Below are 14,134 nucleotides of genomic sequence, written 5' to 3'. Positions count from 1 at the left end.
CCATCCATCCTGCGATTGCAAACCATTTCGCAGCTTTAACGGCTTTTTTATAAGCTGCTTGTATGGTACTATCGATGGGCAATAAAAGAAAGCGCTTCATTATAGCTTGCGTTAAAATAGAAATGAGGACAACTGGGGAACGAGGGGATACGGTGTTCAGATCGCTTGATAAGAAAATGAAAATTATTTTGCTATCGGTCATTGTTTTATATGTAATCTTGTCCAGCATGCTCGTATTTCGGACCATGGAGAACAGAAGCTCGGAAATGCAGCGTCAGCTTTCCCTTCAATATACAGGCCAGCAGCACAAAAACGCCCAGCTGTTTATGAAATGGATGGAGGAAATGGCTGCGATAGATTTCGGCCAATTTGCCATTAGCAATCAGCCTAGCTTCCATATTCCCTATATTTATACCGTAATCGGCAAGCCATCTCGAACGCAATATTGGGTGAGAAAAGCGATGAAGAAGCTATTCAGCAGCAGGCCTGATGGGCTGCCTGGCGATGAGGATAATGGGAGCTTGAGCTCTTGGTATATATGGAGTGCGCTTGGGATGTATCCATTCTGTCCCGGAACTCCGGAATATGTCATGGGCAGCCCCTTGTTCCGTAAAGTGACCATTCAATTGGAGAACGGCAAGGAGCTTGTCATTGAAGCGGTGAACAACGGCGCTAAAAATGCATATTGGGATAAACTGAGTGTAAACGGCGAATCGTGGCATAAGGTGTCGATCAGTCATGATCAGCTTGCGGCTGGAGCGAAGCTTCAATTCCATATGGTGGACGCGCCCGCAGGGTCGGTAACACTAAGTAATTCTTTGTCATACTTAATGAAAAATGAGGCTGCTTATGAGCCCGTATAATTTGATTTTTGATCCTGCCGACACATCAGCCTGTATTTGTGGAAGCGCCCAAAATTGCTGTTGTGGGACTGCCTATTCTTCTTATTGTCTATGGCGAGCCGGGCATGGAATACGAATTGATTTTGCATCCTTCGAGCGAGGTGGAACGGGCGGAGCCCGTTGTTCTCATGGCAGGTACGATGAGCCAGTTGGAAGGCTATCGCACGACATTTTCCTTTGAGAAGACCGTTCAGATGGTGTCAGAGCAGATTAAGCCGGGGTTGTATGAATACCGTTTGCTTTTTAGAAGAAATGGCTCGGAGAAGTGGGAGAACACGGCTGTATATTGCCCACATCCCGGCTTTGAAGGACAGTCGACGCTTACGGTAACAAAGGACATTCCAAACTTCGCAAGCAATGAGTGGCTTGAACAGACGACAAAACATGCAATCGGGTGGGGACTGAGCGAGGCTTAATGATAAGGGGATGCTCCTTAAGTAGACTTTTCTACTTGAGGAGCATCCCTTTTTTATAGGCTTGAATAACGCCTAAAAGTAGGCTTACGGGACATAGACACAAAGAGAAGCAGCTTCATATGATGAAGAGTATAGCCCGAGTAAAGGATGCGCGTAGGAGGAAATAGGAGTCGTGGGAGGGATTGCAAATGGCGTTGTATCACAATATCCACGCACTAATTGGCAATACGCCGCTAGTTGAGCTTACAGGTTTTGCGCTGCCGGAAGGTGTAACGCTTTATGCGAAGCTTGAGTATAAAAATCCGGGAGGAAGCGTCAAGGATCGGCTTGGTGTCGAGCTGTTGAATGCCGCATTCGCAAACGGACAGCTGAAGCCCGGAGGAACCGTTATCGAAGCGACAGCAGGCAATACGGGAATAGGTCTGGCATTGGCGGCAATCGGACGGGGAGTATCGACGATCTTTGTTGTCCCCCATAAATTCAGCATAGAGAAGCAGCAATTGATGAGGGCGCTTGGCGCACAAGTTGTAAATACGCCAACAGAGCTTGGCATAGCAGGCGCAGTTCAGAAGGCGGAAGAGCTGATGAAGGAAATACCCGGTTCCTATTCGCCAAGGCAGTTTTCTAATGCAGCAAATCCGTTAACCTATTACAAAACGTTAGGCCCTGAGCTATGGCATGATTTAAACGGTGCGGTTGATGTTTTTGTTGCCGGAGCGGGAACGGGGGGCACCTTCATGGGAACAGCGCAGTATTTGAAGGAGCAGAGCCCAAAGGTGAAGACGGTTATTGTTGAGCCGGAAGGCTCCATACTTGGCGGCGGAGCACTAGGGCCGCACAGGATAGAGGGAATTGGTGTGGAGAAGCTGGCTCCATTTATGGATAGCAGCTATTTCGATGCCATTCATACGATAAAGGATGAGGATGCTTTTGCAAGGGTGAAGGAGCTGGCGCAGCTCGAAGGAATGCTTGTCGGCAGCTCATCGGGCGCCGCTCTGCATGCTGCGCTGCTTGAAGCGGAAGCAGCTGCGCCCGGCAGCCGAATCGTTACTATTTTTCCAGATGGCAGTGAGCGGTACTTAAGCAAACAGATTTACAACGGAGGTGCTTAAGCTGAGGCGAAAAACAAAGCTCATTCATGGAGGCAGCCCCTTTGACCCTTTTACAGGTGCGGTCAGCGTTCCCATTTACCAAGTGAGCACCTATAAACAGGACGACATCGGCGTTCATAAAGGGTATGAATACTCACGTACGGGCAATCCAACGCGTCATGCACTGGAGCAGTATATTGCTGATTTAGAGGAAGGTGCAAGAGGTTTTGCTTTTAGCTCAGGCATGGCAGCGATTAACGCTGTGTTTTCGCTACTGAGCGCTGGCGATCATATTATTTTGACGGATGATGTGTATGGGGGAACGTATCGCATTGTGACGAAGGTGCTGAGCCGACTGGGGATTGAAGCGACCTTTGCGGATACGACGAGCCTAGAAGATATGGAGAAGGCGCTTCAGCCAAATACAAAAGCATTGTTTGTGGAAACGCCGACGAATCCGCTGCTTAAAGTAACGGACATTGCAGGTGTAGCCGCTTGGGCCAAAGCTAGGCAGCTGCTATTCATTGTGGACAATACGTTCAGCACGCCATACTGGCAAACCCCGATAACACTAGGCGCTGATATCGTGCTTCATTCTGCTACCAAATATATTGGCGGGCATAGCGACGTTGTCGCTGGTCTTGCTGTTGTGAGCAACGATAAGCTGGGGGAAGAGCTACATTTTGTGCAAAATGCGACGGGAGGCGTGCTTGGTCCTCAGGATTCGTGGCTGCTCATCCGAGGGTTGAAGACACTTGGCCTGCGCATGGAAGCTCATGAAGAGAATGCTGAGGCAATTGTCGCTTATTTATCGCGTTTGGAAACCATTCAAAACATCTATTACCCGGGGCTGCCGAGCCATCCGCAGCATGAGCTTGCGAAGAGGCAGGCACGCGGCTTTGGCGGCATTATATCATTTGACGTAGGCAGCGCGGAGAAAGCGTCTGCGATGATCAAAAAGTTGAAATATTTTACGCTTGCCGAGAGCTTAGGTGCTGTAGAGAGTCTTATTTCCGTTCCCGCGAGAATGACGCATGCATCTATACCAAGCGAGCGGCGGAAGCAGCTTGGCATTACGGATGGTTTAGTGCGAATATCAGTCGGGATTGAAGATAGCGAGGATTTGCTTGAAGATCTGGAGCAGAGTCTTAAGTCATAAAAAATTAGCCATATGCAACTTATATTCATCTTTGTTCGTTAGTTTGGGTACGCACCAAAAGACTAACAACAAAGGATGGTAGACAAATGGCCTTTAAACAATTGTTAAATAAAAACCTCATGATAGCATCTCTTTCGTCCGCTTTATTTCTTAGTGCAGCAGCTAGCGGAGCAACCGCTTATGGCGCTTCAGCCGTTTCGCCTGCTCCTCTTCAATTTCAAATAGGAAGTACCAAATCGATTGATTACCGCGGAGAGCATAAGCTTGCGGTGGCGCCTTATTTACAGAATGGCATTGCGATGGTCCCTGTCAGAGCATTGGCTGAGGGATTGCAAGCAAACATTCAATTGGATGCGGCAGCGAAACAGATTATTTTAACTCGTGCTGGACTTGCGGTGACTCTCACTCAGAATAGTGATGCGGTAGTTGGGAGCTTCATTAAAAACGTGAAGCTGCCTGCCAAAGTTGTTGTTATTAAAGGCACGACCTTCATACCAGCAAAAATGGTAGCACAGCTGTTAGGAGCAAAAACGAGCTGGGACGCGAAGCAGAAAAAAGTTACCGTGCAAACGAGTGAGGCTGCGCTATCGCTCCATTATAACTTTGACCAGGGCGAGGAAGGCTGGAAGGGAGCTTTTGCCGATCTGCCAGTAGACTACAATCCGGATATTTACGAGCTGCAATATGCTAGAGAACTGCTTCCCCTTGCGAATAACAAGACCAACTACGCACTGAAGCTTAAAGGGATGAATCGCAGCGATGATTTGTTCATGTTCGCGACGAAGAAGATCGATGGGCTGAAGCCAAATACGGTATATCAAGCATCATTATCCTTTAAGCTGTATACGGATCAATCGGGCGGTATGATGGGGGTTGGCGGAGCTCCTGGAGAGGCTGTCAGCATTAAAGCAGGATTTGTAAGCAATGAGCCTCAAGCTGTCAAGGTTGATAGCGGTGGTGATCATTACTATCGAATGAATTTGGATAAAGGCAATCAGAAGACCGAAGGTAAAGATATGAAGATCGTTGGAAACATGGTGCAGCCGGATGATTCGCTAAAAGGCTTTCAGCCAGTCGCCATGGATTATACGGCAACATTGCAAACCAACGAGAAGGGTGAGCTTTATGTCATTGTGGGCAGCGACTCCGGCTATGAGGGTCTGACAACTTTGTACCTTGATGACATGAAAATTGAGCTTTCGCCAAAGGGCTAATCATAACATTGCAAAACATTGAAAAAAAGCGATTTCTTAATGGTTTTTAACTATTAAGCATCGCTTTTTTTTATTTTAGGATTGATTTGGTGCAAATTTCGAACGAAGGAATGTCGCTTTTTGGGGTCTCGACGCTGATTTTGGAGATTATTGTAGATAATAAGTGATTTTTAATGAATTTGGGAAGGAATATGCCAGGTTAAACTAGAATATTGGATAATGTCCAACAAAATGGAAGCTAGCTGTCCTGGAAAGGTTAATTGGTATACCATATGATAAATAACGATTTAATCATAGAATCACATCGAAAATGCGAGCGGTATGGACTTAATCGTGATGAACTGCCTATATTTACCCAGCGGTTTACGGATGCGGAGCTTAAAGCTCAGCAGGGCCATTATAAAGAAACGATTGAAGTTATCAGCGTGTTTGTTGAAAAATTTTTATCGACCGTTGCAGATGACCCTTTTTTCCTTGCCATATCAGACAATGAGGGGTATATCCTTGAGTTCAGAGGAAATGCTTCTATTATTAATCAGGTGCGCCAGCTAGGTATTGTTGAAGGCGTGCGATACTGTGAAGAGATCGGTACGAGCTCGGTTGATCTATGTTTGCGTGAACAGCTGCCTATTCAGCTTGTAGGCGAAGATCATTATCAGAAAGTACTGCATCAGCTAGCTTGTTATACAGCTCCTTTTTTTATGGAGGACAGCGGTCAGCTGCTTGGTTCGATTTCGATCATGACGGAAATTCAGTTTGCCCATCCTCATTTGCTTGCACTTTTATGCACAATCGTTGATTCTATCGAGCGAGAGCTGCTGCTCCGTAAACACAATACACAGCTTCAAATCTTAAATCAGGTTTTACTGGAAACGGATTATTATGGTGTCATTATTGCCGATGCGCAGGGTGCAATTGTAGAAATAAACAAATACTGCGCTGCGATATTAAACAATTCGGATCATGAAAAAAATGGCTGCTTAGGCACAAGTGTATTTGAAGTCGGCATCATTGGTACTTATTTTGAACGTGTTATGAAACGCAGTGAGTCCTGTGTAGGAATCGAGCTATCTATTCTAGTTGAAGAGAAGCTGCGCTACTACATGCTGGATGTGGTTCCTATCTACGACAGCGAGCGCCAGCTTACGCGGGTTGTCGGCAGCTTGCGGGATATTACGGAAATGAAGATCGCGGAAGAACTGCTTCGCAATAGTGAGAAGCTTGTGTTTGCAGGCCAGCTGGCTGTCAGCATCGCACATGAGATTCGCAATCCTATGACTACAGTAAAAGGCATGCTTCAATTGTCCAGCAAAACGACGAACCCCCATCATTACAACTTGATGATGTCAGAGCTGGAGCGGATGAATGCGATTGTGGGCGAATATTTAATATTGGGAAGGCCGCAAGCGATTCAGTATAAGGAAGAAGATTGTGATGTTATTTTACAAGAGGTCATATCGGTGTTCGAGCTTCAATTTGAGATGAACGGCATTCAAATACGGAGCGCAAAAGTAGGCGAGACAAAAATTCTATGCGACCGTGACCAAGTCAAACAGGTATTTTTAAATATTTTAAAAAATTGTATGGAAGCTCTGCCCTTCGGCGGAGAAGTTAACATTAAGCTCGATGTGGTGGACAATTATCAACGCATTCAATTTATCGATAACGGCGTAGGTATGACGGATGAAGTGATGCGGCGTATTGGACAACCGTTCCATACGACAAGACGGGACGGGAACGGCTTAGGCATGATGATTGTAGATAAAATAGTATCGTCGCATGGGGGACGATTATCGTTGTCCAGCGAGCTTGGTGTAGGTACTATTGTTGAGGTATGGCTCCCTACTGTATAAAGATGACGAATCATAGATGGAAGCGCGTTTCGGATGCCGAGACGCGCTTTTTTGCTGTGCTTTACTTACTTGATAGCTGCTATTTGCGCGTCGACTTTAGCTATAATGCTCATCGTCTGCTGCTCATAGTTGTATGTTTTTTGTTTCTGCTCGTTAATTTGCTTTGTGTAAGCGAGCATGCGTGTAAAAGAGCTTGACGTTGCAGTTGAATCGCCTTTTTTCAACACTTGATTCAAAATGGATGTCTCCGTCGTGAACTGTTTCTTTATACTGCTGATGGTGCTCTTGGATGCTTTAATTTTCACCTTAAGCGGGTCGATGCCGCTCAGCAGCTCTCGCAAATCTTTAATCGTTTTGGCGGTGCTCGCTTTGGCTGTTCTAAGCGCTGTTTCTTTGCTGCGTATATCAAGTTTGGCGAGCTGAACGGCAGCTTTAGTCGTTTCGACCTGCGGCTTCAGCGCATTCGTAAGCCATTTATCTTTGAACGATTTGGCAAGGCTCAGCTGTTGATTCAAGGAATCATAAAGGTTAAATAGGGCTTCGTATTTCTTTTTGGTTTGCGCGACAGCTGCCTCTAGCTGAAACAGCTTCTCTGCGCCAACTTCCTTAATCCGCTTGCGAGTAGCGAGAACGGTCTCCTCGTTTTGGTAATGGAGCTTGTCTATCCGCACATCCCAATCAAGGGTCAGCTTCTGAATTTCTTGCAATTCCGTGTATTGAGACGTTAACTTGGCAGAGGTACCTTTATCCGCGGTTCCTTTCATTTTGTCAAAAGCTGTTTTGGCAGTAACGCTGAATTCAAACGGTGCGGCAGCAATAGTAGCTGGACTGAGAAACGCAAGCAAGAGCGCAAACAAAACTACGGTTAATTTGGAAGCAGATGGCATGATCGATAAAACCTCCTTTGGTTTTGGGCAAACAACGCAAAAAAAGCACCTGCAAGATAGGCGGTATACGCCTGCTCTTACGGGTGCTTCCATCGTAAGCCGTGCTTATTTTATTGATTTTTATAAATATACAGGATCATTCAAGCCTCAGTCAAATTGGCTAAGCAGCAGGCAAACTACAAAGCTTGTCGCTTTGCATATTCATCAGGCGTTTTCCCAATAATGGATTTAAAGTCCTTAATAAAATGTGATTGATCATAATAGCCAAGCTCGGCTGAGAGCTTAAGTGAATCATAATGAGTGCTCTTATCGATCGCTTCTGCCGCATTTTGCAGCCGGTACAGCTTAATCACCCACTTTGGCGTTATTCCGACATATTGACTGAAGAGGCGCTGCAGCTTCCTTTTGTTAATATCGAAGGTTTCGCATAGCTGCTCTACCTTGGTCATCTCTTGATCCTCGTGTATTCGTGAAATGATTTGATTGACGAGTGTAATCGACTCATCCGGCTGCGGGAGTTGACCTAGAAGTAAGGCCTCGGTAAGTGCGATCATGCCGGCAGGATCTGCTGCCAACCTTAGCTGCTGCTCGTACACGCTAGCTTCCGTCCCAAAAACAGCTTGAATCGACAACGCTTGGTCCGTAAGCTCTGCTAAAGGCGAGTTTAGAAAAGGATAAAAACCGCCAGGCTGAAACTTAATGCCGAATACTCGTCCTTTGCCTTCAATTTTTTTCGTATACATTTGACTGGCAACGCCATAAATGCCGCTTTGGTGGTCTTCGATAACGAGATTGACACAAGGGTTCGGGACGACATCCTGAAAATAAGGAGCATGGCCTTCTAAATCCCAGTTTATTATCCAGTAATGCTTAATGAATGGAAGGAGAGGTTCGGAAGGAGCGTAACGGGAAAGCTGAAATTTTTTCTCGCTCTCACTCCGCTGTAAAATACCCAAACTGCGTTTTTGGTCGATAGTGTTCATTTCTATATCACTCCTATTGATCATTTTGTCGCGTTTTTACAATACGATCCTAGCAGATAGTTTTATACTACAAGTAGAAAACATCAACCATTTTAAATAGAAAAAGGAGTGTAACACATGGAGTTTAAATATGAGTTTTATATTGGTGCAGCGCCCGAGAAGGTATGGGATGCATTCGTATCGCCTGAGGGAACGCGTCAAACATTTTTTGGCTGTATTATTGAATCAACTTTCGAAGTAGGATCATCGCTTAAATATGTTGGGCCAGGTACGGAAGGCGATGAAACCGTTCATATCTATGGTACTATTTTAGCATATGAGCCAAGCAAAATACTTAGCTTTTTGGAGCATCCAGGTCCTTCTTATCGGTCGAATCATGCAGAGCTGGAGTCAAGGATCACTTTTACGCTAGAAGAGGTTGGGGCTACGACGAAGCTAACTTTGGTTAATGACCAATTTACTGAAGACCATCCTTCGATTCCAACGACGGATAGTCAGTGGTGGATGATTCTAAGCAATTTGAAAACCTTTGTTGAGACGGGCAAGGGACTGGATTATGGTTGGTAACGATATTAAAAATTTAGTAGCATCAGCACCCGCTGGTGCTATTTTTTTGTTGAATTCGGTAAACGCAAGTCGAAACTCTCAAGAACAATAAGGTCAACGGACATGAGATGCGTTATTTTGCGAAATTCCCCACTTATTGCTAAGCTTACGGACATATAGGCCCTTATTTGGGTTAAAAAGCTCATTTAACACCCCAATCCGCCCGTTTAGCGTATCGTATGTCCGTTACCCCGCCACTTTTACCTATATTTCATGAAATAGCGGATTCTATGTCCGTTAGATGATAAGTGCCATGCTGCATGCTGCGCGCTGTGAGGCAAGGCTTTTCATGGCGGGTAGAGCTTGCAAAATAAGGCGAAAGATTTCTTTTCATGGCTTAATTCTTTATACTGTATAAAAAGGACAGGCGTCATACGTCTGCGACTACGGATAGGAGAGAACAGAGAATGGGGTATAAAATCGTTTTTTTTGATATCGATGGCACGCTGATTAATGAGCATAAGGAAATTCCGGCAGATACGATCAAGGCTATTGCGGAGCTGAAGGAAAGTGGAGTGGAGCCGGTTATTGCAACAGGCAGAGCGCCTTACTTTATAAAGCCGCTTGCTGAGCAGCTCGGCATCGAGTCATTCGTATGTCTAAACGGCGGATACGTTGTGTACAAAGGAACTCCGCTATATAGACGAGAGATCGAAAAAGGCCGTTTGGAGCGACTTGTAAAGGTTGCAGCTGAGCATAATCATGGACTCGTATTTGAAGGGGAGCATAACTTTTTTGCGGACAAAGAGGATCATCCCTTTATTATAGATTCGGTAAATTCATTAAAGGTAGATCTGCCAGGCTATAATCCGGAATTTTGGAAAACGGACGATATCTTCCAAGTGTTTCTACACTGTGAGAGCCACGACGAGCATCTGTATGATGGATTGCATGACGAGCTGAAGCTTATTCGCTGGCACCCTCAAGCGATTGATGTTCTTCCCGCAGGCGGCTCCAAAGCTCAAGGAATTGAGGCATTGCTCGAGAAACTCGGCTATACGACTGCCGATGCGGTCGCTTTTGGCGATGGCTTGAATGATATTGAAATGCTGGAGACAGTAGGCCTAGGCATCGCAATGGGCAACTCGCATCCAGACCTGCTGCCATTCGCAGATTATGTAACAACGCATGTGGATGATCAGGGGATTCGCAACGGATTAATCAAGGCTGGTTTGTTAAAGGGATAAGACTAAGATTGTGTGAATATATGCAAAAATAGAAGTGAACAAAAAAAGCTGGCGCGTACTTATAGCGTTAGCTTTTTCTTATTAGTAACTGCATGAATCTACATCCTCAGATAGAAACGGCGGAATCCTTTCGCTTCCTTTTTAGCCCCTTACCCGTTATAACCTTTAAAAATCGCTTTCTGTGCTAAGCAGCTATAACTGTTCTTTACCTTGCCACCAGTCCTCTCCTCATTTTAAGATAAATATGAAATATATGGATGGTGTGTTTGGAGGCAATAGAAAATGAATATCCCCATTAAACAATATTGGAGACTGTTAAGCACTTATTTAAAACATGAGCGGCACAAGCTCGTTCTGCTCTCTGTACTGCTGCTTGCCAGCATTGGTTTGCAGCTTTGGAATCCGCAAATCATACGGCATTTTATTGATAGCGCGCTGCAGCCTGGCATTCAGATTAATGATCTTATCGGCAGCGCTTTGCTGTTCATTACGGTTGCGCTTATGCATCAGCTCGCTAGCGTTTCCTCAGGCTATATTGGAGAACAAGTCGGCTGGACAGCAACGAATGAGCTAAGAGGTGATTTGGCGAAGCATTGCTTGCACCTCGATCAGAGCTTTCATAAGGAGAGAACGAGCGGTGAGTTAATTCAGCGGATCGATGGCGACGTGAATGAGCTGTCGCATTTTTTCTCCAATTTCATATTTGTGCTGGTTGCGAATCTGCTGCTCATAGCAGGTGTACTCGTGTTAATGTTTCGCGAGGATTGGCGCTTAGGAGCAGGCATGACGGTGTTCGTTGTATTGACGATATTCGTGCTTCAACGAATACGAACGGCTTTTTCGCCATTTTGGGTGAAATCAAGCGAAGTGCAAGCGGAGTTTTATGGGTTTGTTGGCGAGCATTTGGCGGGAACAGAGGATACACGCGCAAATGGAGCAAGCGAATTTGTGATGAGGCGATTTCATGGACTGCTCCGCAAAATATTTCCGATTACGCTGAAAGCAAGCATAGGCGGATATTCGATGTGGGTATCCACTATTTTTGTATTTACGCTTGGCCGATCACTTGCGTTATTATATTGCGCATATTTGTGGACAACGGATTCGATGAGCCTCGGCACGATTTATTTGGTCTTTACGTATACCGAGCTGCTCAATCATCCGCTTGAGCAAATCCGTACACAAATTCAAGATTTACAACGGGCGGATGCTAGCATTGTAAGGGTTAGCGGGCTATTCGCTACGGAATCGAAGCTAAAAGAGAAAGAGATAGCGGCTGATATGCCTGAAGGCGCGCTTTCAGTAAGCTTTTCGAATGTCGCATTCGCTTACACAGGTGAGGACGGAGACGGGGAGCGAGTGCTCCACGATGTCGATTTTAATCTTCAGCCCGGCCGAGTGCTCGGTTTGCTTGGACGAACGGGGAGCGGCAAAAGTACGTTGGCCAGACTGCTTGTTCGCTTCTATGATGTGAAGGCAGGGTCTATTGAGCTGGGCGGAACAGATATTAGGGATTATTCGTTATCTGATCTGAGAGGCCGAATTGCGATGGTATCTCAAAATATTCAGCTGTTTCAAGCGACCGTGCGAGATAATCTCACGCTTTACGATCCAACAATTTCGGATGAGCGGCTGCATGATGTATTAGAAGATTTAGGGCTGGGCGCCTGGTTAGCTTCGCTTGGCGAAGGGCTTGATACTCAGCTGGCCTCAGGAGGAAGCGGTTTGTCGGCTGGAGAAGCGCAGCTGCTTGCATTTGCCCGTGCTTTTCTCTCTAATCCGGGTCTCGTCATTCTTGATGAGGCGACTTCAAGGCTCGATCCTGCTACGGAAGCGCATATTGAGAGAGCGATCGATAAGCTGCTTGAAGGGCGCACTGCCATTATTATTGCCCACCGGCTTGCAACAATAAAACGAGCGGATGACATCCTTATTTTAGATGCTGGAACGCCTGTGGAATCCGGCAATAGATCGCAATTAGCGGCTGATCCAAGCTCAAGGCTATACCAATTACTGCAAACCGGCGCTGTGGAGGTGCTTGTATGAACAGCAAAGAAATGACAACGGTGCAAGCCATGTGGCGGCTTATTTGCTATCGCCCGGTTCTCTATTCTGCCAATGCTATCCTTTGGGCGACCATTCATCTATTCCCATTGCTGCCCGGCTTAATCATTCAGCAATTTTTTGATTCGCTCACAGGTCATGCCAGCTGGTCGCTTAGCGCATCAAATCTAGCCATCTTGTTAATGGCTGTAGCTGTCGCGAGAATCGTTACGATTTATGCGGGTGCTTTGACGGATACGATCCACCGCTTTAGTATGGGCTCTTTGCTTCGGTGGAACATGCTGCGCTGGATTTTGCGTCAGCCGGCAGCGGCGGCCATTCCAATATCGCCAGGCGAAGCCGTCACACAATTTCGCGACGATGCCAATCAAGCAGAGGATGCCATCAGCTGGACGCTTGATTTCATTGGCAAATTGTTATTTGCGGCAGCGGCAATTTTCATTTTACTGCGGGTTAACGTCAGCATTACTTGTTATGTATTTCTGCCGCTTATACTCGTTGTATCAGTCACCCAGCTTGCTTCCAAGCGCCTGCAGGCCTACCGTGCCACCAGCCGCGATGCTACGGGCAAAGTTACGGGTATGGTCGGTGAAATGTTCAGCTCGGTGCAGGCCATTCAACTTGCTGGCGCGGAGAAACGGTTTATCGACAGACTTCGCTTATTGAATGGGCAGCGCAGGCAGGCTGCGCTTAAGGATCGATTATTCACCTCTATACTTGATTCGGTATTTTCTAATATCGTGAATATAGGAACAGGATTTATTTTGCTGCTGGGCGCTTCTGCTATGCAGCGCTCGGAGCTGAGCGTTGGTGACTTTGCATTATTCGTCTATTATTTAACGTTCGTGACCGATTTCACTGCGTTTTTTGGCAGATTTTTAGCTACGCTGCAACAAACAGGCATTTCGTTTAAGCGAATGGTGCAGTTGCTGCAAGGCGCATCAACCGAAAAGCTTACCGAGCATACCCAATTGCAGCTGGGCGGTGCATTTCCTGAAAACCATCGCGCTTCAAAGGAGCAGGAGGAGGCTCCATTTCGTACGCTTTCAGTACGGGGACTCAGCTATCGGTATAAGGATTCCGGCAGAGGAATTGAAGATATAAGCATGGAGCTGACAAGAGGCAGCTTCACCGTTGTAACGGGGCGAATAGGTTCTGGCAAAACAACGCTGCTCCGCTCTGTACTTGGGCTGCTGCCTCCTCAGGCGGGAGAAATTTGGTGGAATGACGAGCGCGTAGCAGATCCGGATTCATTTTTTGTTCCGCCGCGCAGCGCCTATACCTCGCAGGTTCCTAATTTGTTTAGCGAAACGCTTGAAACGAATATATTGCTTGGTATGCCAGATATACCAAGCCGCACGCAGAAAGCCATTCACACCGCTGTGCTGGACAAAGATATTTTGCAGCTTGAGCATGGACTCGAAACGATGATTGGACAACGCGGCGTGAAGCTGTCTGGCGGTCAAGCACAACGTACAGCGGCTGCCCGCATGTTCGTTCGTGAGCCGGAGCTGCTCGTATTTGACGACTTATCGAGTGCGCTGGATGTGACGACAGAGAAGCTGCTTTGGGAACGAGTGGAACAGACGCCGCATGCGGCATGCTTGATTGTTTCCCACCGCAAAGCCGCTTTGCAACGTGCCGATCATATTATCGTCATGAAAAATGGGAAAATAGAAGCGCAAGGCAGTCTACAGCATTTGCTTGCGGTTTCAGCGGAAATGAGATTGTTATGGGAAGAAGAAAATATGGAAGCAGCAGAAGAGTAAGGG

At 46.4% G+C, this 14,134-nt stretch carries 12 protein-coding genes; 10 read left to right on the top strand and 2 right to left on the bottom strand.

Annotated features, from left to right (window positions below; translation table 11 throughout):
* The first annotated feature begins 152 nt into the window (after window positions 1-152).
* From ACIFSR_RS06345 to ACIFSR_RS06320, 6 genes are all read left to right on the top strand, one after another.
* Window positions 153-863, top strand: a complete 711-nt coding sequence (locus ACIFSR_RS06345) for a glycoside hydrolase domain-containing protein (protein ID WP_430055874.1) — start codon at window positions 153-155, stop codon at window positions 861-863.
* A 38-nt stretch (window positions 864-901) separates the two neighbouring features.
* Entirely contained in the window at window positions 902-1,318 is a 417-nt protein-coding gene (locus ACIFSR_RS06340; protein ID WP_430055872.1) for a hypothetical protein, read from the top strand.
* Between the two features lie 188 nt (window positions 1,319-1,506).
* A complete protein-coding gene (locus ACIFSR_RS06335; protein ID WP_430055870.1) occupies window positions 1,507-2,430 on the top strand; it encodes a PLP-dependent cysteine synthase family protein in 924 nt (307 codons plus the stop codon).
* Between the two features lies 1 nt (window position 2,431).
* Entirely contained in the window at window positions 2,432-3,568 is a 1,137-nt protein-coding gene (locus tag ACIFSR_RS06330) for a bifunctional cystathionine gamma-lyase/homocysteine desulfhydrase (protein WP_430056212.1), read from the top strand.
* Window positions 3,569-3,654: 86 nt separating this feature from the next.
* Window positions 3,655-4,782 (top strand): copper amine oxidase N-terminal domain-containing protein, encoded by a 1,128-nt coding sequence (locus tag ACIFSR_RS06325; protein ID WP_430055868.1) that lies wholly within the window; start codon window positions 3,655-3,657, stop codon window positions 4,780-4,782.
* Window positions 4,783-5,054: 272 nt separating this feature from the next.
* The gene (locus ACIFSR_RS06320) at window positions 5,055-6,635 is read left to right on the top strand and encodes an ATP-binding protein (RefSeq protein WP_430055866.1); all 1,581 of its coding nucleotides are present in this window, start codon (window positions 5,055-5,057) and stop codon (window positions 6,633-6,635) included.
* A gap of 65 nt (window positions 6,636-6,700) precedes the next feature.
* Here ACIFSR_RS06320 and ACIFSR_RS06315 read toward each other — a convergent pair whose 3' ends face one another.
* The gene (locus ACIFSR_RS06315; protein ID WP_430055864.1) at window positions 6,701-7,522 is read right to left on the bottom strand and encodes a hypothetical protein; all 822 of its coding nucleotides are present in this window, start codon (window positions 7,520-7,522) and stop codon (window positions 6,701-6,703) included.
* A 176-nt stretch (window positions 7,523-7,698) separates the two neighbouring features.
* Complete coding sequence (locus ACIFSR_RS06310) at window positions 7,699-8,505, bottom strand: helix-turn-helix domain-containing protein (protein WP_339206283.1); 807 nt, start codon at window positions 8,503-8,505, stop codon at window positions 7,699-7,701.
* Window positions 8,506-8,622: 117 nt separating this feature from the next.
* On the opposite strand from ACIFSR_RS06310, the gene ACIFSR_RS06305 reads away from it, so the two are divergent.
* The 4 genes from ACIFSR_RS06305 to ACIFSR_RS06290 all read left to right on the top strand — a co-directional run bounded on the left by ACIFSR_RS06305 (window position 8,623) and on the right by ACIFSR_RS06290 (window position 14,131).
* On the top strand, window positions 8,623-9,072 hold the full coding sequence (locus ACIFSR_RS06305) for an SRPBCC family protein (protein WP_430055861.1): 450 nt from the start codon (window positions 8,623-8,625) through the stop codon (window positions 9,070-9,072).
* A gap of 446 nt (window positions 9,073-9,518) precedes the next feature.
* Window positions 9,519-10,298 carry a Cof-type HAD-IIB family hydrolase gene (locus ACIFSR_RS06300; RefSeq protein ID WP_430055858.1) on the top strand — a complete coding sequence of 260 codons (780 nt, stop codon included), beginning with the start codon at window positions 9,519-9,521 and terminating at the stop codon, window positions 10,296-10,298.
* A gap of 282 nt (window positions 10,299-10,580) precedes the next feature.
* Window positions 10,581-12,344, top strand: coding sequence for an ABC transporter ATP-binding protein (locus ACIFSR_RS06295; protein WP_430055855.1), 1,764 nt, complete (start codon window positions 10,581-10,583; stop codon window positions 12,342-12,344).
* The gene (locus tag ACIFSR_RS06290) at window positions 12,341-14,131 is read left to right on the top strand and encodes an ABC transporter ATP-binding protein (protein ID WP_430055852.1); all 1,791 of its coding nucleotides are present in this window, start codon (window positions 12,341-12,343) and stop codon (window positions 14,129-14,131) included. Before ACIFSR_RS06295 ends, ACIFSR_RS06290 begins: the two co-directional genes overlap by 4 nt.
* Window positions 14,132-14,134 lie beyond the last annotated feature (3 nt).

It is taken from the genome of Paenibacillus sp. NRS-1760 (assembly GCF_050467785.1).
Lineage (GTDB): Bacteria > Bacillota > Bacilli > Paenibacillales > Paenibacillaceae > Pristimantibacillus.
This window is presented reverse-complemented; position numbering and strand designations above follow the sequence as displayed.